The 21,444-nt window shown below is 52.6% G+C and carries 19 protein-coding genes; 15 read left to right on the top strand and 4 right to left on the bottom strand.

From position 1 onward, the window contains the following. From dppD to FEK66_RS21315, 5 genes are all read left to right on the top strand, one after another. Complete coding sequence (gene dppD, locus FEK66_RS21335) at positions 1-984, top strand: dipeptide ABC transporter ATP-binding protein (protein WP_001196445.1); 984 nt, start codon at positions 1-3, stop codon at positions 982-984. Then, positions 981-1,994: a dipeptide ABC transporter ATP-binding subunit DppF gene (gene dppF / locus FEK66_RS21330; RefSeq protein WP_135495341.1), complete on the top strand. Its 1,014-nt coding sequence runs from the start codon at positions 981-983 to the stop codon at positions 1,992-1,994. The genes dppD and dppF overlap by 4 nt, the downstream gene beginning before the upstream one ends. Positions 1,995-2,216: 222 nt before the next feature. Then, positions 2,217-2,540 (top strand): helix-turn-helix transcriptional regulator, encoded by a 324-nt coding sequence (locus FEK66_RS21325; RefSeq protein WP_130210090.1) that lies wholly within the window; start codon positions 2,217-2,219, stop codon positions 2,538-2,540. Further along, a complete protein-coding gene (locus FEK66_RS21320) occupies positions 2,525-2,836 on the top strand; it encodes a HipA N-terminal domain-containing protein (protein WP_130210092.1) in 312 nt (103 codons plus the stop codon). Before FEK66_RS21325 ends, FEK66_RS21320 begins: the two co-directional genes overlap by 16 nt. Then, on the top strand, positions 2,836-3,843 hold the full coding sequence (locus FEK66_RS21315) for a HipA domain-containing protein (RefSeq protein ID WP_130210094.1): 1,008 nt from the start codon (positions 2,836-2,838) through the stop codon (positions 3,841-3,843). The genes FEK66_RS21320 and FEK66_RS21315 overlap by 1 nt, the downstream gene beginning before the upstream one ends. A gap of 16 nt (positions 3,844-3,859) precedes the next feature. Here FEK66_RS21315 and FEK66_RS21310 read toward each other — a convergent pair whose 3' ends face one another. Beyond that, a complete protein-coding gene (locus FEK66_RS21310) occupies positions 3,860-5,131 on the bottom strand; it encodes an amino acid permease (protein WP_130210096.1) in 1,272 nt (423 codons plus the stop codon). A 475-nt stretch (positions 5,132-5,606) separates the two neighbouring features. On the opposite strand from FEK66_RS21310, the gene FEK66_RS21300 reads away from it, so the two are divergent. From FEK66_RS21300 to FEK66_RS21275, 4 genes are all read left to right on the top strand, one after another. Continuing rightward, on the top strand, positions 5,607-5,714 hold the full coding sequence (locus FEK66_RS21300; protein WP_002431793.1) for a type I toxin-antitoxin system toxin Ldr family protein: 108 nt from the start codon (positions 5,607-5,609) through the stop codon (positions 5,712-5,714). Positions 5,715-6,088: 374 nt separating this feature from the next. After that, a complete protein-coding gene (locus FEK66_RS21295; protein ID WP_002431793.1) occupies positions 6,089-6,196 on the top strand; it encodes a type I toxin-antitoxin system toxin Ldr family protein in 108 nt (35 codons plus the stop codon). Between the two features lie 375 nt (positions 6,197-6,571). Continuing rightward, positions 6,572-6,679, top strand: a complete 108-nt coding sequence (locus FEK66_RS25740; protein ID WP_074399497.1) for a type I toxin-antitoxin system toxin Ldr family protein — start codon at positions 6,572-6,574, stop codon at positions 6,677-6,679. A gap of 374 nt (positions 6,680-7,053) precedes the next feature. After that, entirely contained in the window at positions 7,054-7,161 is a 108-nt protein-coding gene (locus tag FEK66_RS21275; protein ID WP_002431793.1) for a type I toxin-antitoxin system toxin Ldr family protein, read from the top strand. An 85-nt stretch (positions 7,162-7,246) separates the two neighbouring features. Here FEK66_RS21275 and bcsG read toward each other — a convergent pair whose 3' ends face one another. Genes bcsG through bcsE form a run of 3 tightly spaced genes read right to left on the bottom strand, consistent with a single transcriptional unit; the run spans position 7,247 to position 10,682 of the window. Next, on the bottom strand, positions 7,247-8,926 hold the full coding sequence (gene bcsG / locus FEK66_RS21270; RefSeq protein WP_130210100.1) for a cellulose biosynthesis protein BcsG: 1,680 nt from the start codon (positions 8,924-8,926) through the stop codon (positions 7,247-7,249). Continuing rightward, positions 8,923-9,114, bottom strand: coding sequence for a cellulose biosynthesis protein BcsF (gene bcsF, locus FEK66_RS21265; protein ID WP_130210102.1), 192 nt, complete (start codon positions 9,112-9,114; stop codon positions 8,923-8,925). The genes bcsG and bcsF overlap by 4 nt, the downstream gene beginning before the upstream one ends. Further along, positions 9,111-10,682: a cellulose biosynthesis c-di-GMP-binding protein BcsE gene (bcsE, locus tag FEK66_RS21260; protein WP_130260936.1), complete on the bottom strand. Its 1,572-nt coding sequence runs from the start codon at positions 10,680-10,682 to the stop codon at positions 9,111-9,113. Before bcsE ends, bcsF begins: the two co-directional genes overlap by 4 nt. A 273-nt stretch (positions 10,683-10,955) precedes the next feature. Between bcsE and bcsR the strand changes: the two genes are divergently transcribed. Genes bcsR through bcsC form a run of 6 tightly spaced genes read left to right on the top strand, consistent with a single transcriptional unit; the run spans position 10,956 to position 21,441 of the window. After that, positions 10,956-11,144: a cellulose biosynthesis protein BcsR gene (gene bcsR, locus FEK66_RS21255; protein WP_064527810.1), complete on the top strand. Its 189-nt coding sequence runs from the start codon at positions 10,956-10,958 to the stop codon at positions 11,142-11,144. An 11-nt stretch (positions 11,145-11,155) separates the two neighbouring features. Continuing rightward, on the top strand, positions 11,156-11,908 hold the full coding sequence (gene bcsQ / locus FEK66_RS21250) for a cellulose biosynthesis protein BcsQ (protein ID WP_135495339.1): 753 nt from the start codon (positions 11,156-11,158) through the stop codon (positions 11,906-11,908). Then, positions 11,905-14,523 (top strand): UDP-forming cellulose synthase catalytic subunit, encoded by a 2,619-nt coding sequence (bcsA, locus tag FEK66_RS21245; protein ID WP_135488607.1) that lies wholly within the window; start codon positions 11,905-11,907, stop codon positions 14,521-14,523. The genes bcsQ and bcsA overlap by 4 nt, the downstream gene beginning before the upstream one ends. A 10-nt stretch (positions 14,524-14,533) precedes the next feature. Continuing rightward, the gene (gene bcsB / locus FEK66_RS21240; protein WP_135495338.1) at positions 14,534-16,873 is read left to right on the top strand and encodes a cellulose biosynthesis cyclic di-GMP-binding regulatory protein BcsB; all 2,340 of its coding nucleotides are present in this window, start codon (positions 14,534-14,536) and stop codon (positions 16,871-16,873) included. A gap of 6 nt (positions 16,874-16,879) precedes the next feature. Further along, the gene (gene bcsZ, locus FEK66_RS21235) at positions 16,880-17,986 is read left to right on the top strand and encodes a cellulose synthase complex periplasmic endoglucanase BcsZ (RefSeq protein ID WP_135495361.1); all 1,107 of its coding nucleotides are present in this window, start codon (positions 16,880-16,882) and stop codon (positions 17,984-17,986) included. Continuing rightward, on the top strand, positions 17,968-21,441 hold the full coding sequence (gene bcsC, locus FEK66_RS21230; RefSeq protein WP_138211536.1) for a cellulose synthase complex outer membrane protein BcsC: 3,474 nt from the start codon (positions 17,968-17,970) through the stop codon (positions 21,439-21,441). Before bcsZ ends, bcsC begins: the two co-directional genes overlap by 19 nt. Positions 21,442-21,444 lie beyond the last annotated feature (3 nt).

Genomic DNA, 21,444 nt, shown 5'->3' with positions numbered 1-21,444 from the left:
ATGGCGTTATTAAATATAGATAAATTATCGGTGCATTTCGGCGACGAAAGCGCACCGTTCCGCGCCGTAGACCGCATCAGCTACAGCGTAAAACAGGGCGAAGTGGTCGGGATTGTTGGGGAGTCTGGCTCTGGTAAGTCGGTCAGTTCACTGGCGATTATGGGGCTGATTGATTATCCGGGCCGCGTGATGGCAGAAAAGCTGGAGTTTAACGGCCAGGATTTGCAGCGTATCTCAGAAAAAGAGCGCCGTAATCTGGTGGGCGCCGAAGTGGCGATGATCTTCCAGGACCCGATGACCAGCCTTAACCCGTGTTACACCGTGGGTTTCCAGATCATGGAAGCGATTAAGGTGCATCAGGGCGGCAACAAAAGTACCCGCCGTCAGCGGGCGATTGACCTGTTGAATCAGGTCGGCATTCCCGATCCGGCATCGCGTCTGGATGTTTATCCGCATCAGCTTTCCGGCGGCATGAGCCAGCGCGTGATGATCGCCATGGCGATTGCCTGTCGGCCAAAACTGCTGATTGCCGATGAACCGACTACCGCGCTGGACGTGACCATTCAGGCGCAAATCATCGAACTGCTGCTGGAGTTGCAGCAGAAAGAGAACATGGCGCTGGTGTTGATCACTCATGACCTGGCGCTGGTGGCGGAGGCGGCGCATAAAATCATCGTGATGTATGCAGGCCAGGTGGTGGAAACGGGTGATGCCCACGCCATCTTCCGTGCGCCGCGTCACCCGTATACTCAGGCATTGCTGCGTGCATTGCCGGAATTTGCTCAGGACAAAGAACGTCTGGCATCGTTGCCTGGCGTCGTTCCAGGCAAATACGACCGCCCGAACGGCTGCCTGCTTAACCCGCGTTGTCCCTATGCCACTGACAAATGCCGCGCTGAAGAACCGGCGCTGAATATGCTCGCTGACGGGCGTCAGTCCAAATGCCATTACCCACTTGATGATGCCGGGAGGCCCACACTATGAGTACGCAAGAGGCCACCTCGCAACAACCATTGTTGCAGGCTATCGACCTGAAAAAACATTATCCGGTGAAGAAAGGCATGTTCGCGCCGGAACGTCTGGTGAAGGCGCTGGATGGCGTTTCGTTTACCCTTGAACGTGGCAAAACGCTGGCGGTGGTAGGTGAATCCGGTTGCGGTAAATCGACACTTGGTCGGTTACTGACGATGATTGAAACGCCCACCGGCGGTGAACTGTATTATCAGGGGCAGGATTTGCTCAAGCACGATCCGCAGGCGCAGAAGCTGCGTCGGCAGAAAATCCAGATCGTCTTCCAGAACCCCTATGGTTCACTGAATCCGCGTAAAAAAGTCGGGCAAATTCTCGAAGAGCCGCTGCTTATTAACACCAGCTTAAGCAAAGAACAGCGTCGGGAAAAAGCCCTGTCGATGATGGCGAAAGTCGGCCTGAAAACCGAGCATTACGACCGCTATCCGCATATGTTCTCCGGCGGTCAGCGTCAGCGTATCGCCATTGCCCGTGGTCTGATGCTCGACCCGGATGTGGTGATTGCCGATGAGCCGGTTTCCGCGCTGGACGTTTCGGTGCGCGCGCAGGTGCTGAACCTGATGATGGATTTGCAGCAGGAGTTGGGGCTGTCTTATGTCTTTATCTCCCACGACCTGTCGGTGGTGGAGCACATTGCTGATGAAGTGATGGTAATGTACCTGGGCCGCTGCGTGGAGAAGGGAACGAAGGACCAAATCTTTAATAACCCGCGCCATCCGTATACTCAGGCACTGCTCTCTGCGACGCCGCGCCTGAACCCGGACGATCGCCGCGAGCGCATCAAACTCACCGGTGAACTGCCAAGCCCGCTGAATCCACCGCCGGGCTGCGCCTTCAACGCCCGCTGTCGTCGACGCTTCGGCCCCTGCACCCAGTTGCAGCCGCAGCTAAAAGACTACGGCGGTCAACTGGTTGCCTGCTTTGCTGTTGATCAGGATGAAAATCCGCAGAAGCCTGCTGTATAACCCACCCGATGAGACCGGCTTTCATGCTGGTCTCATGTCAAATATGACCTTCTTGTGCTTTAACTATCACTTATAGATCTTTTTTGACCATTTTTATTGCCAGTGGATTATATATGAGCTAAATTATAATCATTAATAAAAAATGGTTCATTTATGATGCTTAACGAATTCCTTTAACCATAAGTGATCTTTTTTGTCTTTTATCAATTGAAAGGTTCTTTAATGATCTACACGGGGACACAGAATCTGGCTCAAGAGTTGAAAGCGATCGGCGACCAGCTCCAGGAGTTGCAGAAGAAACTTATCCAGGGGCCGAATATTAGTCAACCACGCCCCCTCCGGACCATTGAGACTCCCCGCCATTTGGGGGAACAACTGAACGCACGGCGCAAAGAATTGGGCATTGATTTATACACCCTTGAACTACAAACGGGGATCTCAACGTCCACGTTAAAGCGACTTTTTAAGGATCCTGAACAGGTTAAATTCGGCAGTGTGTTTGCGGTGGCGAACGTTCTTGGAGTGAAACTATGCATCGACGAGTGAAAGTGTTGCTCTATGGTCAGGTAGTGGGTGAACTCTCTCAGAACGACAGTGGTTTTTTGTTTCAGTACGCCCCGGATTACCACGGACCGGCAATCTCAATCAGTCTGCCCGTCGCACAGCGTCAGTTTCCTAGTGAGACGTTGCATCCTTATTTTGCCTCACTGGCGCCAGAAGGATGGCTGCGTCAACGCTACAGCCAGATACAGCATCGTGACGAAAACGATCCGCTGGGAATGCTTATTGATAACGGCAAGAATCTGCTGGGGGCAATCCAGATTTTACCTTGGGAGGAATAATGGCGAATTGTCGCATTCTGTTAACGCCGCTGAATGAACGTGACGAACAGCGCGGATATTCGACACAAGGGTTGAAGCGCCTGAGCGGCACTGCAAAATTGAATCCTCGGCTGGGGTTTACGCGAACTCAGTTTGTGCAGGAACTTCCGCGTCAACAAAAAGGGATGAGTATTTCCGGTTACCAGCCCAAATTGCAATTAGTGCTGGATGAAGGAGAGTTCCGCGTCGTAGATCATCAGGGAAATTTTATCCTTAAGCCCTCTCCAGCCGACTTTCCCGGTTTGGCCGAAAATGAACATGCAACAATGACATTGATGTCTCGTTTGGGATTTGACGTACCTGTGCATGGCCTGCTGAGTTTTGCACCACAATCAGAGGAGGAGCTTGAATACGCGTTTGTTATCCGGCGCTATGACCGGGATGACAAGGGGCAGCCAGTGCATCAGGAGCAGCTTGATGGCGCGATGCAGATTACAGATAAATATGGCAAAACGGGAAATGATAACGAGCAATACGTCAGCTATGAAACGCTGGCCCGATTTTTAATTGCCCATGTTAACGACAACATCGCATTTAAAATCGATCTCTTTCGTCGCATTGTTTACGCCTGGTTGCTGGGTAATAACGACATGCATTTACGAAACTTTGGCTTAGTGTACTCCGATGGTTTGACGCCAGCGTTAGCGCCGGTGTATGACTTTGTTTCTGTCGCTCCCTATCCGGAATATTTTCTCTCAAACTATCTGGCGCTGCCGTTATTGATGCGAGAAGAAGGCGGTCGGGAACTGGCTCCTGGATTTGAAAGTGATTATGGCGAGTATATCGGGCAGGACTTTTTGCTGTTGGGTGAATCGATGGGATTAGCGCCCAGATTGCTGGAAAAACTCTTTCAGGATATACGTAAAGAAAATGCCATTGTTATGGAAACGTATGAACAGTCCTTTATGACTCAGGAGCATATCCAGGCTGTACTGAAATGCTATCGACATCGTCTGGGGCTGCTGTGAGCAGCCCCCGTTACTTTTACTCAATCAGCTTCAACAGCGGCGAAAAGCACAGCAAAATGCCATAAAACAGGATAAGCCATGTTTTTAGCCCGCGTAGTTTTTTCAGTTGTGAAACTTTAGAGATCAGGAAAAACGGAATCAGGCACGACACAATGCCATATAACGGGCTTCCTAACTGAAAGAACACCAGCACCGATACACGAAACGAAACCCAAATCGTCAACGTAATGACGATAAAAGCGCAAATTGCCAGAGTCAGCATACGCGAGTTAATTTTCTGGGTATCAATAATTCGGCTTAACAGATTGAGAATAATGCCTTTAATGGCCTCGTGGAAACCGAGGTAAATGCCAAAGAATGCGGTCAGTACGGCAAAGATATTCAGCACCGTAGAGGTGATATGAATGATATGCCCGGGGATCACCTGCGCGGCTAGTGCCAGTGCCGAGATATTTTGTTCAAAGGCAGAAACGGCTTCTTCGTGGCTAATTGAGAAGGTAAACGAAAAGGCAAAAAACAGGATCACCGCGATGAGCGTGATATAGCTAATCCGGTGGGTACGCAGCGCGAGCCGAGTTGCCAGTACTTTATCTGTTTCCCGTTTACGATAGGCAATATTCATCGGGTTAAGCACCTGAATAAATACCGCAGAGAAGAAACAAAATGGAATGGTGAGCAGGACGTCGCGGAAAAATACGGAGGCTTGTGGGAAGGCGGTTATATTGGCGAAATTCCAGTGCGGGATCATCGCAAAACCGAACACGACAATAATGCCGACTTTGACCACCACCATTGGCCCGGAGATCTTAAATAGCAACCTTTCACCACCAGACGCAATTGCCACCAGTACGGCGAAAATAGCGACTTTATAAAGTAGAGATTGTGAAAGATCGGCATCGGTTAAACCGAAGGTTTTCAGGTATGAGGCGCTGTCGAAAACAACGGAGAGAGAGTAGATAAAAATCCCGTGGATAATCATCAAAAAGTAGATAACCCCGAGGAAAATTCCCCAGTTTTTGCCCAGGTAATGACTGATAATATCTGTATAGTCATTACAGGAATCACTTTCCGAAAGTGTCTTTAAATAAATGTCCTGCACTATCCAGGTTGCCGGATAAGCAATGATTGCAGCGGTAATAAATACCCAAATCCCCTTCAGGCCAATTTGTACCGGCATCAGCACGGTTCCGGCACCAATCGCCATTCCTATACATAATAAAACCCAGCCGAAGTCATAGCGCGTAAACGGCAATTTGTGATCGTGTAATGGTTGTGTGTTGTGCTGCATAAAGTCCTGTCCAGAAAGAAGTCAGCCTCGTAAAAATGAATAACCCCAGCTTCTCTTGCGCAACAGGTAGAGAAGTTGAATACGCAGTGTGTAACGAATGAGACAACAGATTCACTGGGGAGATTGCGAGGAGGCGCAATTCTACAAAATTGCGCATTTCACTACCAGTCTGGAGTCAGCTCGGATATGAACTGCAACTATTGTAAACAAAGAAATTAAGCTGGAAGGCATCACGCAGTGAGGAAAATTGCCAGATGCTGACGGTAAAACGCAATCGTAGAATCAGCGGCAAGCCGGAAGGATTCCGGTGAGGCGCAATGTTGCGGGGGCTTTATCCCCGGCGGCATTGGTTGCTGGAAAGAGAAAACCCCCGCACGTTGCAGGTATGCACCTGACAACATCACGGGGGCCATTCTTGATAGTAGACAACTCAAGGATAGCCGCGAAACGTTGTCATTACAACAGAGGCGGCTATATGACGCTCGCAGAGTTGGGCATGGCCTTCTGGCACGATTTAGCGGCTCCGGTCATTGCTGGCATTCTCGCCAGCCTGATCGTGAGCTGGCTGAATAAGCGGAAGTAATATGCAACGTGGGCGTCAGGCTGCCGTAATGGCAATTTGCGCCCGGACCAGGCCGCAGGGGTGAAACTCCGCGGCCTTTTTCGTAAGAAAAATGCAACGGTTGCAAGCCGGTCATATTCTGCGGAATGCGCAGCACAGAGTGAAGAAGTGACGGATTTCGAAGCAGAAAAACAGCTGTAGAATCAGCCGCAAGCCGGAAGATTCCGGTGAGGCGCAATGTTGCGGGGGCTTTATCCCTGGTGGCATTGGTTGCTGGAGAGAGAAAACCCCCGCACGTTGCAGGTATGCACCTGACAACATCACGGGGGCCATTCTTGCATCTAGACCATTCAAGAATAGCCGCGAAACGTTGTCATTACAACAGAGGCGGCTATATGACGCTCGCAGAGTTGGGCATGGCCTTCTGGCACGATTTAGCGGCTCCGGTCATTGCTGGCATTCTTGCCAGCCTGATCGTGAGCTGGCTGAATAAGCGGAAGTAATATGTCATGCGGGCGTCAGGCTGCCGTAATGGCAATTTGCGCCCGGACCAGGCCGCAGGGGGGAAACTCTGCGGCCTTTTTCGTAAGAAAAATGCAACGGTTGCAAGTGGATAATATTCTGCGGAATGCGCAGCACAGAGTGAAGAAGTGATGGATTTCGAAGCACAAAAATGGTCGTAGAATCAGCGGCAAGCCGGAAGGTTCCGGTGAGGCGCAATGTTGCGGGGGGCTTGATCCCTGGTGGCATTGGTTGCTGGAGAGAGAAAACCCCCGCACGCTGCAGGTATGCACCTGACAACATCACGGGGGCCATTCTTGAAACTAGACGACTCAAGGATAGCCGCGAAACGTTGTCATTACAACAGAGGCGGCTATATGACGCTCGCAGAGTTGAGCATGGCCTTCTGGCATGATTTAGCGGCTCCGGTCATTGCTGGCATTCTCGCCAGTCTGATCGTGAGCTGGCTGAATAAGCGGAAGTAACGTGTCATGCGGGTGTCAGGCTGCCGTAATGGCAAGTTGCGCCCGGATCAGGCCGCAGGGGGGAACTCTGCGGCCTTTTTCGTAAGAAAAATGCAACGGTTGCAAGCGGATAATATTCTGCGGAATGCGCAGCACAGAGTGAAGAAGTGATGGATTTCGAAGCACAAAAACGGTCGTAGAATCAGCGGCAAGCCGGAAGGGTTCCGGTGAGGCGCAATGTTGCGGGGGCTGTATCCCCGGTGGCATTGGTTGCTGGAGAGAGAAAACCCCCGCACATTGCAGGTATGCACCTGACAACATCACGGGGGCTAATCTTGAACCTAGACCACTCAAGGATAGCCGCGAAACGTTGTCATTACAACAGAGGCGGCTATATGACGCTCGCAGAGTTGGGCATGGCCTTCTGGCACGATTTAGCGGCTCCGGTCATTGCTGGCATTCTTGCCAGCCTGATCGTGAGCTGGCTGAATAAGCGGAAGTAATATGCCATGCGGGCGTCAGGCTGCCGTAATGGCAATTTGCGCCCGGACCAGGCCGCAGGGGGAAACTCTGCGGCCTTTTTCGTAATTACTGCGGATAAGGCACCCAGTCGCCACCGTTCAGGCGAACATACGGTTTATTTTGATATTGAATGACCACCGCATTCGAGTTCTCGGAAACAGGCGCAGTCTGTGGTAATCCACTAGTGAGTTTTTTCCAGTCAACATTGTCTTCGGTGAAAATCTTGCCGTCGAGAACGCGAACCACCAGATCAGAGATTGCCAGGAAGCTGCTTGGTTGGTCGATGACAATTGGTGCGCCCTGATGTGGTGTTTTCATGCCGAAGAATTTCACGCCAACCGGTACATCAGTGATTGCCGGGCTGGGGATATCACGCAAACCAGAAACTTGCATTCTGTCACCTTTCAACGCGCCACCGTGTTCCGGTACTACGACGACCATCACTTTACGACCCGATTTCTCCAGTTCAGTAAAGAAGGCGTCCAGTTCATCAAAGAACTTCTGCGCTCGCGCTTTGTAATCCGCTGTTTTGCTGACGCCCGGATAATGGTTGCCGTCATGCAGTGGAAGCGTGTTGTAGAACGTGGCGCTACGGCTGTTTTTATCTTTTTCGGTAACGTCCAGCCAGCGGTTAAGCACGGCAGTATCGTCATAAACCGGCGAACCATCAAAGCCCAGCAAAATGACGGGAAGATTTGTTTGATCCATCAATTCGGTCTGCATACCGCCGTTTTCGCGAACTTCTTTCAGGAAGCCGCCAAACTGGCCGTTATGTCCCATCATCAGGTGCTGGGTAAAGCCCAGTTTTGACAAGTTATCGAACAGATAGCAGTCATTATTTGCTGGTTGATACAGATTGGTGTGCGATGGCTGACCGCAACTGGCGCGCAGCAGACGAATCGCCGCCGGACCGCTGTATGAGGTTGCAGAGTTGAAATTCTTGAACTCAATATCAAAATGCGACCACAACGGATGTGACATTAATCCGGCAGCTTCAATATCCGACCATGAAAGCGAACAGATATTAATCACCAGAAGCTCAAATGGCTGCGCATCCGCTGGCAGCGCGGATGGGAAGGTCGATTTACGTTTCGCCTCGGCGTTATAGAAATTATTCAGCCAGGCATTGAGGTTTGCGGTTGTCGGTGGTGCAGTTTGCGCTGGCATATCTCCAACTACTGGCGTGCCGCCGGTTGCCGCGACTGTTGCCGCAGCGTTACCGCCCGTCGTTGTTACCGTGGTGGTCGGTTGACCGGCTGGCCACAGGGAGAAACTTGGACCAGCCAGCGTAAGTACGTTCAGCCATACCAGAATGGCGACCACAAAAACGGTGATGCGAATCCATTGCGACAAGAATAACCAGGCCACTAACAAAACAAAGACAGCACCAATCATCTGCCAGTTAATAAAGCGCGTGACCAGATCGATTAAATAATCGGGACTAAAGCCTGCCACTTGTGACCCCTGGCTCATAATACTTTCCGGGCCAGGTAGCCAGGTATCATGCCAGAAGAGGGCAAAGCCGATTGGCAGGGCGATCCAGTGGCGCAGGCGATGCAGGCTGTAGCGCGGAATCGGCATCAGCAGGAACGCGGCAAATACCAGATTGAGTAGCGGATGGAAGTTAAGGTAGCCCGCCCACAACAGGCCGAACTTAACCAGAAAATAAAAGTTCCAGCCAGAAAGGCCGCGCCAGTATTGCCAGAGTGAAGAAGGCATAGCGGTATTTTGGGTAAATTGAGTCATTTTTTGGTAGCCCTGGCTTTTTCTGCACGGCGTAACGTACCGGCCGGTTTTACATAACGAGGTTTCGCAAATAACAAACGCAGGGTGTCACGAATGCGCCGTAGGGAATGGCGCGCCAGATAGCCCAGCGGGAAAAAAACAATCGCACAAACGATAATGATTTCAATGATATCGCTGATGGTCATCATGATGAATGCTCCACTGCATCACCCAACAGTCGCAGCGGTTCCGGTATTCGTCGCCAGTTACGCCCATCATGCTCGGCATTGATTACCGGCATGGAGGCCTGAGTTAAAGGCAGTGGCACCCCCCATTGTTCCGGGGCAAGTAAACGCATTTGCACCAGTTCAGCGCTGATTTGGTCATCTTCAAACCAGACCATGCGGTTAGAGAAAATATCGCCGGTAGGTAACGGGAAAATGTGATTCAACGCAGTATCCAGATCGTTGATCCTGCAGAATGAGAGGAACAGGACCAGTCGATTTCCACCAACGGTCATAATGTCGCCAGTGCGATTTGGACGGCACAGCGTCAGGGCTTGCTCAACGCGGATGCCCGGTACTGGGCGTAAAGCGACCAGCACGCCTTTACCATGAGCAGGCAACAACGTGTTATTCATCATGTTATTGACCGCCTCACAGAACACATCCCACTTTTGAAAACCGCGCAGTTTCAGCGGCTGGGTCATGGATAGCAGGGTAGTGATATCTTCCGGAACATAGCGGCTGAACTTCTGCCCTTGCACGCTTTCAATCATCGTCAGACAACGGGAGAGCGGAGCATTCCACGGAATCACCATATTCGCACCGCAGGCCAACAACAAACGTTCATCCGTGGCACGCAGGCTGGCGGTATTTTCCCGCACGAGGATCTTCATCGCACTACCACGCTGGCGACGCAGGGTATGAATGCTGCGGGCCAGTGGTTCAATTTGCCCATTTTGCTGTAAAGAGAAAACGACGGTTGCAGCCTGTGCAGTCCGGGCTTCATTGAACAGAGTTTCGTTGTTGTCGAACAGTTGCCAGTGTTCTGATAAAGGGGGGGCGCCTTCCAGCACAGCAATATTGCTAAGAATGCGTTTTTCATCGCTGCGTGGTTGGATCTCCGCTTCTTCACGCTGAACTAACGTCCAGATACCCTCTTGCTGCTGAACGATGAGTTGCTGACGGGCGCTAACCCCTTTTTCGTTACACCAGAAGGCGATATCCAGCAGATGTTGATCGCCCTGAAAACGCAAACTGGCAAGCCCAAAAAGTGAGCGGTATTCCTCCAGCAACAATGAAAATTGTTTATCGTTATTATTTCCTGGATTAATTACCAGCAGTGAGCAATGGTATAATCTGCTCCACTTGTTCATTTTATCCAGCCATGAACGAAGCCGCTCAGTTGGAATGTTTTGCCATGCATTATTGGCACAAACAAGAATGAAAAGATAATTTTCGGGATCAATAGAACATTGTAAATCACGGGGCAAATAGTATAGCCCCTTTTCATGATTTAGCATTGAAAATAATTTTATTTTTTCCGGTCCGTGAGAATCATCTAATTTGAAGGTTTTTTCGGGATCGTTATCCATGCTAATGACCGCGACTTTCGCGGTTTCAGCTTGAGAAGCCATCGTTTGATTCACAAGGCTGATAGCATCTTCTTGACGATCGACGTTAAACCACCAGACGCCGCCTGCTGGCATATGCCGCAACTCATCCCACAAAGATGAGATACCGATAGAGAATACAGGGTCCACAACGTCCCTCAAGTCACCATTTTGTCTGATTATTAGTTTACTAGCGAAAGCTAAGAAATAAACCTACCATTGAAATTAAAACTTATCAGATTTAGCATGTGAATCAATTTAGCAGGCTGGAAGCCTTATGATATCAGTCTTTTCGTTTTTTACTTTCGTTAGTTGCGTACATGAAAGTTAAAAAATGAACGGATTACGTATTGCCGTCTGGCATTATACGGGCAAAATTCTGTCGATTAGAATTGACTGATGCGTGGCGGGTATATTTTATCGAGATTAAGCATAATGAATAACAACGAACAGGATACTCTGCCTGATCCCGCGATAGGCTATATCTTTCAGAATGATATTTTGGCGTTAAAGCAGGCGTTTTCACTGCCTGATATCGATTATGCCGATATTTCTCAGCGTGAGCAGTTAGCAGCGGCGTTAAAACGCTGGCCATTGTTGGCTGAGTTTGCGCAACAGAAGTAGGGGAGTAGTGAATGGCCGTACTGGGATTACAGGGGGTGCGGGGAGGTGTGGGTACAACAACCATCACCGCCGCGTTGGCCTGGGCATTGCAAATGATGGGAGAAAATGTCCTGGTGGTTGATGCCTGCCCGGACAATTTGTTGCGCTTGTCGTTCAACGTTGATTTTACCCATCGTCAGGGCTGGGCCAGAGCCATACTGGATGGTCAGGACTGGCGAGATGCCGGGATGCGCTATACCTCGCAGCTCGATCTACTGCCTTTTGGTCAGTTAACCATTGAAGAGCAAGAGAATCCCCAGCACTGGCAAAGTCAGTTGAGTGCAATTTGCGAAGGCTTGCAGCAGCTGCAGGCCAGTGGGCGTTATCAATGGATTTTGATCGACTTACCGCGCGACGCCTCGCAGATAACGCATCAAATCCTGAGCCTGTGCGATCACTCGCTGGCAATCGTTAAAGTGGATGCTAACTGCCATATTCGGCTGCATCAGCAAGCACTGCCTGCTGGCGCGCATATATTGATTAATGATTTCCGCATTGGCAGCCAGGTACAGGAAGATATTTACCAGTTGTGGTTGCAAAGCCAGCGCCGGTTACTGCCAATGTTGATTCATCGCGATGAAGCGATGGCTGAATGCCTGGCGGCGAAACAGCCGTTAGGTGAATACCGCAGTGATGCGCTGGCGGCGGAGGAAGTTCTGACGCTGGCAAACTGGTGCCTGTTGAACTATTCCGGTCTGAAAAAGCCAGTCGGGAGCGCGTCATGAGTATCTTGACCCGGTGGTTGCTTATCCCGCCGGTCAACGCGCGTCTTATCGGGCGTTATCGGGATTATCGTCGTCACGGCGCATCGGCTTTCAGCGCGACGCTTGGCTGTTTTTGGCTGATCCTGGCCTGGGTGTTCATTCCGCTTGAACACCCGCGCTGGCAGCGTATCCGCGCAGAACATAAAAACCTTTACCCACATATCAACGCTTCGCGTCCGCGCCCGTTGGATCCAGTCCGCTATGTCATTCAGACTTGCTGGTTGTTGATCGGCGCTTCACGCAGAGAGACGCCAAAACCACGCTGGCGGGCATTTTCTGGCCTGCAGAATATCCGTGGGCGTTACCATCAATGGATGGACAAACTGCCAGAGCGTGTCAGCCAGAACACGCAACATCTTGATGAGAAAAAAGAACTGGGCCATCTGAGCACCGGAGCACGGCGTTTTATTCTTGGTGTTATTGTGACTTTCTCGCTGATTCTGGCGCTAATTTGCGTCACTCAGCCTTTTAACCCGTTGTCGCAATTTATCTTCCTGATGTTGCTGTGGGGCGTGGCGCTAATGGTGCGGCGTATGCCAGGGCGCTTCTCGGCGTTGATGTTGATTGTGCTGTCGCTGACTGTCTCGTGTCGCTATATCTGGTGGCGATATACCTCGACGTTGAACTGGGATGATCCGGTCAGCCTGGTATGTGGCTTAATCCTGCTATTTGCGGAAACTTATGCGTGGATTGTGCTGGTGCTTGGCTACTTCCAGGTGGTATGGCCACTGAATCGTCAGCCAGTACCGCTGCCGAAAGACATGTCGCAATGGCCGTCGGTGGATATCTTTGTACCGACCTACAACGAAGATCTCAGCGTGGTGAAAAACACCATTTATGCTTCGCTGGGTATCGACTGGCCGAAAGACAAACTCAACATCTGGATCCTCGATGACGGCGGCAGGGAAGAGTTTCGCCAGTTTGCGCAAAACGTGGGGGTGAAATATATCGCCCGAACGACGCATGAACATGCGAAAGCAGGCAACATCAACAATGCACTGAAATATGCCAAAGGCGAGTTCGTGTCGATTTTCGACTGCGACCACGTTCCCACACGCTCGTTCCTGCAAATGACCATGGGCTGGTTCCTGAAAGAAAAGCAGTTGGCGATGATGCAGACGCCTCACCACTTCTTCTCACCAGATCCGTTCGAACGCAACCTGGGGCGTTTTCGTAAAACGCCGAACGAAGGCACGCTGTTCTACGGTCTGGTGCAGGACGGTAATGACATGTGGGATGCCACTTTCTTCTGCGGTTCCTGTGCGGTGATTCGTCGTAAGCCGTTGGACGAGATTGGCGGCATCGCGGTCGAAACCGTGACTGAAGATGCGCATACTTCTCTGCGTTTACACCGTCGTGGCTACACTTCCGCTTATATGCGTATTCCCCAGGCGGCGGGGCTGGCGACTGAAAGCCTTTCGGCGCACATTGGGCAACGTATCCGTTGGGCGCGCGGAATGGTGCAAATCTTCCGTCTTGATAACCCGCTTACTGGTAAAGGACTGAAGTTCGCTCAGCGGCTGTGCTACGTCAACGCTATGTTCCACTTCTTGTCGGGGATTCCACGGCTGATCTTCCTGACCGCACCGCTGGCGTTCCTGCTGCTGCACGCCTACATCATTTACGCGCCTGCGTTGATGATTGCCCTGTTTGTGCTGCCGCATATGATTCACGCCAGCCTGACCAACTCGAAGATTCAGGGTAAATATCGCCACTCCTTCTGGAGTGAAATCTACGAGACGGTGCTCGCCTGGTATATCGCCCCGCCGACGCTGGTGGCGCTGATTAACCCGCACAAAGGCAAATTTAACGTCACCGCCAAAGGTGGTCTGGTGGAGGAAGAGTACGTCGACTGGGTGATCTCGCGACCGTACATCTTCCTCGTATTACTCAACCTTGTCGGTGTTGCTGTCGGCATCTGGCGTTACTTCTATGGCCCGCCGACTGAAATGCTCACCGTGGTCGTTAGTATGGTTTGGGTGTTCTACAACCTGATTATTCTCGGCGGTGCAGTAGCGGTATCGGTAGAAAGCAAGCAGGTACGTCGTTCGCACCGTGTTGAGATGACCATGCCAGCGGCGATTGCCCGGGAAGATGGGCATCTTTTCTCCTGCACCGTTCAGGACTTCTCTGACGGCGGCCTGGGGATCAAGATCAACGGTCAGGCGCAGATTCTGGAAGGACAGAAAGTGAATCTGCTGCTCAAACGCGGTCAGCAAGAGTATGCCTTCCCGACTCAGGTTGCGCGCGTGATGGGTAACGAAGTGGGGCTGCAATTGATGCCGCTCACTACCCAGCAACATATCGATTTTGTGCAGTGTACGTTTGCCCGTGCGGATACATGGGCGCTCTGGCAGGACAGCTACCCGGAAGATAAGCCGCTGGAAAGTCTGCTGGATATTCTGAAGCTCGGCTTCCGTGGCTACCGCCATCTGGCGGAGTTTGCGCCTTCTTCGGTGAAGGGCATTTTCCGTGTGCTGACTTCTCTGGTTTCCTGGGTTGTTTCGTTCATTCCGCGTCGCCCGGAGCGGAGCGAAACGGTACAACCATCGGATCAGGCTTTGGCTCAACAATGATGATAACGCGATGAAAAGAAAACTATTCTGGATTTGTGCAGTGGCTATGGGGATGAGTGCGTTCCCCTCTTTCATGACGCAGGCGACACCGACGACGCAACCACTGATCAATGCTGAGCCAACTGTGCCTGCCCAGGCGGAGCAAAATCCGCGGGTCGGACAGGTGATGCCAGGCGTGCAGGGCGCGGACGCGCCCATCGTGGCGCAGAATGGCCCTTCGCGCGATGTGAAGCTGACCTTTGCGCAAATCGCGCCGCCGCCGGGTAGCATGATACTGCGTGGCATTAACCCGAACGGCAGCATAGAGTTTGGTATGCGCAGTGATGAAGTAGTGACGAAGGCGATGCTTAACCTTGAATATACGCCGTCGCCATCACTGCTGCCGATACAGTCGCAGTTGAAAGTCTATCTGAACGATGAGTTGATGGGCGTGCTGCCAGTGACCAAAGAGCAGTTGGGTAAAAAGACGTTGGCGCAAATGCCGATTAATCCGCTGTTTATCACCGACTTCAACCGCGTGCGGCTGGAGTTTGTTGGTCATTATCAGGATGTCTGTGAAAACCCGGCCAGCACAACGCTCTGGCTGGATGTTGGACGCAGTAGCGGACTGGATCTGACATATCAATCACTGAATGTGAAAAATGATCTGTCGCACTTCCCGATTCCGTTTTTCGACCCGAGGGATAACCGAGCCAATACGTTGCCGATAGTTTTTGCTGGTGCGCCGGATGTTGGTCTGCAACAGGCTTCGGCGATTGTTGCGTCGTGGTTTGGTTCGCGTTCTGGCTGGCGCGGACAGAACTTCCCGGTACTCTATAATCAGCTTCCGGACCGCAATGCGATTGTCTTTGCGACCAATGACAAGCGACCGGACTTCCTGCGCGATCATCCGGCAGTAAAAGCCCCGGTGATTGAGATGATCAACCATCCGGAGAATCCTTACGTCAAATTGTTGGTGGTCTTTGGGCGTGATGACAAAGATCTATTGCAGGCGGCGAAAGGCATTGCTCAGGGCAATATTTTGTTCCGTGGTGACAGCGTAGTGGTGAACGATGTTAAACCGCTATTGCCACGTAAACCGTACGATGCGCCAAACTGGGTGCGAACCGATCGTCCGGTCACCTTTGGTGAGCTGAAAACCTATGAAGAACAGTTACAGTCCAGCGGGCTGGAGCCGGCAGCGATTAATATCTCGCTGAACTTGCCGCCAGATCTCTACCTGATGCGCAGCACCGGTATCGATATGGATATCAACTATCGCTACACCATGCCGCCGGTGAAAGATAGCTCGCGGATGGATATCAGCCTGAACAACCAGTTCCTGCAATCTTTCAACCTGAGCAGTAAACAGGAGGCGAACCGCCTGCTGCTGCGGATCCCGGTGTTGCAAGGTTTGCTGGATGGTAAAACCGATGTCTCCATTCCGGCGCTGAAACTGGGGGCGACCAACCAGTTGCGTTTCGATTTTGAGTATATGAACCCAATGCCGGGTGGTTCGGTGGATAACTGTATTACCTTCCAGCCGGTGCAGAATCACGTCGTGATTGGTGACGACTCTACCATCGACTTCTCGAAGTATTACCACTTCATCCCGATGCCGGATCTGCGCGCGTTTGCTAATGCGGGCTTCCCGTTCAGCCGGATGGCGGATTTGTCGCAAACCATTACCGTGATGCCAAAAACACCAAACGAAGCGCAGATGGAAACACTGCTTAATACGGTGGGCTTTATTGGTGCACAGACGGGCTTCCCGGCGATCAACCTGACGGTGACCGATGATGGCAGCACCATTCAGGGGAAAGACGCCGATATCATGATAATTGGCGGTATCCCGGACAAGTTAAAAGATGACAAGCAGATCGATCTGCTGGTGCAGGCTACCGAAAGTTGGGTGAAAACGCCGATGCGCCAGACTCCGTTCCCCGGCATTGTACCTGACGAAAACGACCGCGCAGCAGAAACTCAGTCCACGCTGACCTCTTCTGGTGCGATGGCGGCGGTGATTGGCTTCCAGTCACCGTATAACGACCAGCGCAGCGTAATTGCGTTACTGGCGGATAGTCCACGCGGTTACGAGATGCTCAACGATGCGGTGAACGACAGCGGTAAACGCGCCACTATGTTTGGTTCCGTAGCGGTGATTCGCGAGTCCGGTGTTAACAGCCTGCGCGTTGGCGACGTCTATTACGTCGGTCATCTGCCGTGGTTTGAACGTTTATGGTACGCACTGGCGAACCATCCGATTCTGCTGGCGATACTGGCGGCAATCAGCGTGGTGCTGCTGGCATGGGTACTGTGGCGTCTGCTGCGCATCATCAGCCGTCGTCGTCTTAATCCGGATAATGAGTAATCGATGATGAAAGTTTTGCGTAGTGGGATCGTGACGATGCTGCTGTTGGCTGCCTTCAGTGTTCAGGCAGCCTGCAACTGGCCTGCCTGGGAGCAGTTCAAAAAGGATTACATCAGTCAGGAAGGGCGCGTCATTGACCCCAGTGATGCACGCAAAATTACCACCTCTGAAGGGCAAAGCTACGGCATGTTCTTTGCCCTGGCGGCTAATGATCGTGTGACATTTGACAACCTACTTGACTGGACCCAGAACAATCTTGCTCAGGGGTCCTTAAACGAACATTTGCCTGCCTGGCTGTGGGGCAAAAAAGAGAACAGCAAGTGGGAAGTGCTGGACAGCAATTCGGCCTCTGATGGTGATATCTGGATGGCCTGGTCGTTGCTTGAGGCGGGGCGATTGTGGAAAGAGCAGCGTTATACCGACATCGGCAGCGCATTGTTAAAACGCATTGCGCAAGAGGAAGTGGTGACGGTGCCGGGGCTGGGGTCCATGCTGTTACCGGGAAAAGTCGGCTTTGCCGAGAATAACAGCTGGCGTTTGAACCCGAGTTATCTACCACCGACGCTGGCGCAGTATTTCACCCGCTTTGGCGCGCCCTGGACTACGCTGCACGAAACGAATCAACGTTTGCTGCTGGAAACTGCCCCGAAAGGTTTTTCGCCTGACTGGGTGCGTTATGAAAAAGATAAAGGCTGGCAGCTGAAAGCTGAAAAAACGCTGATCAGCAGCTATGACGCCATTCGCGTTTATATGTGGGTCGGCATGATGCCAGATACTGATCCGCAAAAAGCACGGCTGTTAGCGCGTTTTAAACCGATGGCGACATTTACTGAGAAGAACGGCTATCCGCCGGAGAAAGTTGATGTCGCGACGGGTAAAGCGCAGGGGCAAGGGCCGGTAGGTTTTTCTGCGGCTATGTTGCCGTTTCTTCAGGACCGTGACGCGCAGGCTGTACAGCGCCAGCGTGTGGCAGATAACTTTCCTGGCAGCGATGCCTATTACAATTATGTGCTGACCCTGTTCGGACAAGGCTGGGATCAACACCGTTTCCGCTTCTCGACAAAAGGTGAGTTATTACCGGACTGGGGCCAGGAATGCGCAAATTCACACTAAACATCCTCACACTTTCCCTCGGTCTGGCTGTGATGCCGATGGTCGAGGCGGCGCCAACCGCCCAGCAACAGCTACTGGAGCAGGTACGAGTTGGCGAAGCGACTCACCGCGAAGACCTGGTGCAGCAGTCGCTGTATCGTCTGGAACTTATTGATCCGAATAACCCGGACGTCGTTGCTGCCCGTTTTCGCTCTCTGTTACGGCAGGGTGATGTTGATGGGGCGCAAAAACAACTCGACCGATTGTCGCAATTAGCGCCGAGTTCAAACGCTTACAAATCGTCGCGGACGACGATGTTGCTTTCCACGCCGGATGGTCGTCAGGCATTGCAACAAGCACGATTGCAGGCCACCACCGGGCATGCGGAAGAAGCCGTGGCGGGTTACAACAAACTGTTCAACGGGGCGCCGCCGGAAGGTGACATTGCCGTCGAGTACTGGAGTACCGTGGCGAAAATTCCGGCTCGCCGTGGCGAAGCGATTAATCAGCTAAAACGCATCAATGCGGATACACCGGGCAATACGGGCCTGCAAAACAATCTGGCGCTATTGCTGTTTAGCAGCGATCGCCGTGACGAAGGTTTTGCCGTACTGGAGCAGATGGCGAAATCGAACGCCGGTCGTGATGGTGCCTCTAAAATCTGGTACGGGCAGATTAAAGACATGCCTGTCAGCGATGCCAGCGTGCAGGCGCTGAAAAAATATCTCTCAGTATTTAGCGATGGCGACAACGTGGCTGCTGCACAATCGCAACTGGCAGAACAACAAAAACAACTGGCCGATCCTGCTTTCCGTGCCCGTGCGCAAGGTTTAGCGGCGGTGGATTCAGGTATGGCGGGTAAAGCCATACCCGAGTTGCAACTGGCGGTGCGTGCTAACCCGAAAGACAGTGAAGCGCTGGGGGCGCTGGGCCAGGCGTATTCTCAGAAAGGCGATCGCGCCAATGCGGTGGTGAATCTGGAGAAAGCCCTCGCGCTGGACCCGCACAGCAGCAACAACGACAAATGGAACAGCCTGCTGAAAGTGAACCGTTATTGGCTGGCGATCCAACAGGGCGATGCCGCGCTTAAAGCAAACAATCCTGATCAAGCGGAACGGTTATTCCAGCAGGCGCGCAATGTAGATAATACTGACAGCTATGCGGTGCTGGGGCTGGGTGATGTGGCGATGGCGCGCAAAGATTACCCTGCAGCCGAACGTTATTATCAGCAGACGCTGCGGATGGACAGCGGCAACACCAACGCCGTGCGCGGTCTGGCGAATCTTTATCGCCAGCAATCGCCGGAAAAGGCTGAAGCATTTATTGCCTCGCTCTCTGCCAGCCAGCGGCGCAGCGTTGACGATATTGAACGTAGTCTGCAAAACGACCGTTTGTCACAGCAGGCCGAAGCGCTGGAAAAACAGGGCAAATGGGCGCAAGCAGCAGCACTTCAGCGCCAGCGACTGGCACTGGACCCCGGCAGTGTGTGGATTACTTACCGACTTTCGCAGGATCTCTGGCAGGCCGGACAACGCAGCCAGGCTGATACTCTGATGCGCAATCTGGCGCAGCAGAAGCCGAACGACCCGGAGCAGGTTTACGCCTACGGGCTGTATCTCTCCGGTCATGATCAAGACCGGGCGGCACTGGCGCATATCAACAGCCTGCCGCGCGCGCAGTGGAACAGCAATATTCATGAACTGGTGAACCGGCTGCAAAGCGATCAGGTGCTGGAAACAGCCAATCGCCTGCGTGAAAGCGGCAAAGAAGCCGAAGCGGAAGCGATGCTGCGTCAGCAGCCGCCTTCCACACGCATTGATCTCACCCTGGCCGACTGGGCGCAGCAACGGCGCGATTACACCGCCGCCCGCGCGGCTTATCAGAACGTCCTGACGCGCGAGTCGAATAACGTCGACGCCATTCTTGGTCTGACGGAAGTGGATATCGCTGCTGGTGACAAAGCGGCGGCACGTAGCCAGCTGGCGAAACTGCCCGCCACCGATAACGCCTCTCTGAACACTCAGCGGCGCGTGGCGCTGGCGCAGGCGCAGCTTGGCGATACCGCAGCGGCGCAGCAGACATTTAACAAGCTGATCCCGCAGGCAAAATCTCAGCCGCCGTCGATGGAAAGCGCGATGGTACTGCGCGATGGTGCGAAGTTTGAAGCACAGGCGGGCGATCCAAAGCAGGCGCTGGAAACCTACAAAGACGCGATGGTCGCATCTGGTGTGACCACGACGCGTCCGCAGGATAACGACACCTTTACCCGACTGACCCGCAACGACGAGAAAGATGACTGGCTGAAACGCGGTGTACGTAGCGATGCGGCGGACCTTTATCGTCAGCAGGATCTTAACGTCACCCTGGAGCACGACTACTGGGGATCGAGCGGCACTGGCGGATACTCCGATCTGAAAGCGCACACCACCATGTTGCAGGTAGATGCACCCTATGCGGACGGACGAATGTTCTTCCGCAGCGATTTCGTCAATATGAATGTCGGCAGTTTCTCCACCAACGACGACGGCACGTGGGACAACAACTGGGGGACCTGTACGTTACAAGATTGTAGCGGCAATCGCAGTCAGTCGGATTCTGGCGCAAGCGTGGCGGTCGGCTGGCGAAATGACGTCTGGAGTTGGGATATTGGCACCACGCCGATGGGCTTCAATGTCGTGGACGTGGTCGGTGGCGTTAGTTACAGCGATGATATCGGGCCGCTTGGCTACACCGTTAACGCCCATCGCCGACCTATTTCCAGTTCATTACTTGCCTTCGGCGGACAGAAAGACTCTCCGAGCAATACCGGGAAAAAATGGGGCGGCGTACGTGCCGATGGTGTGGGGTTAAGTCTGAGCTATGATAAAGGTGAGGCAAACGGCGTCTGGGCATCACTTAGCGGTGATCAGTTAACCGGAAAAAATGTCGAAGATAACTGGCGCGTGCGCTGGATGACGGGCTATTACTATAAAGTCATCAACCAGAATAATCGTCGCGTTACTATCGGCCTGAACAACATGATCTGGCATTACGACAAAGACCTGAGTGGGTACTCACTTGGGCAGGGCGGCTACTACAGCCCGCAGGAATATCTGTCGTTTGCTGTACCGGTGATGTGGCGTGAGCGCACGGAAAACTGGTCATGGGAGCTGGGCGCGTCTGGCTCATGGTCGCACTCGCGCACTAAAACCATGCCGCGTTATCCGCTGATGAACCTGATTCCGAATGACTGGAAAGACGACGCCGCTGACCAGACCAACGGTGGCAGTAGCAGCCAGGGCTTTGGCTATACGGCGCGGGCGTTACTTGAACGACGCGTTACATCCAACTGGTTTGTCGGCACGGCGATTGATATCCAGCAGGCGAAAGATTATGCGCCAAGCCATTTCCTGCTCTACGTACGGTATTCTGCCGCCGGATGGCAGGGCGATATGGATTTACCGCCACAGCCGCTGATACCTTACGCCGACTGGTAAGTT

Origin of the sequence: Escherichia sp. E1130 (assembly GCF_005781065.1) — a bacterium.
Classification (GTDB): domain Bacteria; phylum Pseudomonadota; class Gammaproteobacteria; order Enterobacterales; family Enterobacteriaceae; genus Escherichia.
Note: the sequence above shows the minus strand (reverse complement) of the source record. Positions and strands in the feature narration are given on the sequence as shown.

Coding starts and splice junctions, on each gene's coding strand:
- dppD (WP_001196445.1), top strand. CDS start 1: ATGGCGTTATTAAATATAGATAAATTATCGGTGCATTTCGGCGACGAA.
- dppF (WP_135495341.1), top strand. CDS start 981: ATGAGTACGCAAGAGGCCACCTCGCAACAACCATTGTTGCAGGCTATC.
- FEK66_RS21325 (WP_130210090.1), top strand. CDS start 2,217: ATGATCTACACGGGGACACAGAATCTGGCTCAAGAGTTGAAAGCGATC.
- FEK66_RS21320 (WP_130210092.1), top strand. CDS start 2,525: ATGCATCGACGAGTGAAAGTGTTGCTCTATGGTCAGGTAGTGGGTGAA.
- FEK66_RS21315 (WP_130210094.1), top strand. CDS start 2,836: ATGGCGAATTGTCGCATTCTGTTAACGCCGCTGAATGAACGTGACGAA.
- FEK66_RS21310 (WP_130210096.1), bottom strand. CDS start 5,131: ATGCAGCACAACACACAACCATTACACGATCACAAATTGCCGTTTACG.
- FEK66_RS21300 (WP_002431793.1), top strand. CDS start 5,607: ATGACGCTCGCAGAGTTGGGCATGGCCTTCTGGCACGATTTAGCGGCT.
- FEK66_RS21295 (WP_002431793.1), top strand. CDS start 6,089: ATGACGCTCGCAGAGTTGGGCATGGCCTTCTGGCACGATTTAGCGGCT.
- FEK66_RS25740 (WP_074399497.1), top strand. CDS start 6,572: ATGACGCTCGCAGAGTTGAGCATGGCCTTCTGGCATGATTTAGCGGCT.
- FEK66_RS21275 (WP_002431793.1), top strand. CDS start 7,054: ATGACGCTCGCAGAGTTGGGCATGGCCTTCTGGCACGATTTAGCGGCT.
- bcsG (WP_130210100.1), bottom strand. CDS start 8,926: ATGACTCAATTTACCCAAAATACCGCTATGCCTTCTTCACTCTGGCAA.
- bcsF (WP_130210102.1), bottom strand. CDS start 9,114: ATGATGACCATCAGCGATATCATTGAAATCATTATCGTTTGTGCGATT.
- bcsR (WP_064527810.1), top strand. CDS start 10,956: ATGAATAACAACGAACAGGATACTCTGCCTGATCCCGCGATAGGCTAT.
- bcsQ (WP_135495339.1), top strand. CDS start 11,156: ATGGCCGTACTGGGATTACAGGGGGTGCGGGGAGGTGTGGGTACAACA.
- bcsA (WP_135488607.1), top strand. CDS start 11,905: ATGAGTATCTTGACCCGGTGGTTGCTTATCCCGCCGGTCAACGCGCGT.
- bcsB (WP_135495338.1), top strand. CDS start 14,534: ATGAAAAGAAAACTATTCTGGATTTGTGCAGTGGCTATGGGGATGAGT.
- bcsZ (WP_135495361.1), top strand. CDS start 16,880: ATGAAAGTTTTGCGTAGTGGGATCGTGACGATGCTGCTGTTGGCTGCC.
- bcsC (WP_138211536.1), top strand. CDS start 17,968: ATGCGCAAATTCACACTAAACATCCTCACACTTTCCCTCGGTCTGGCT.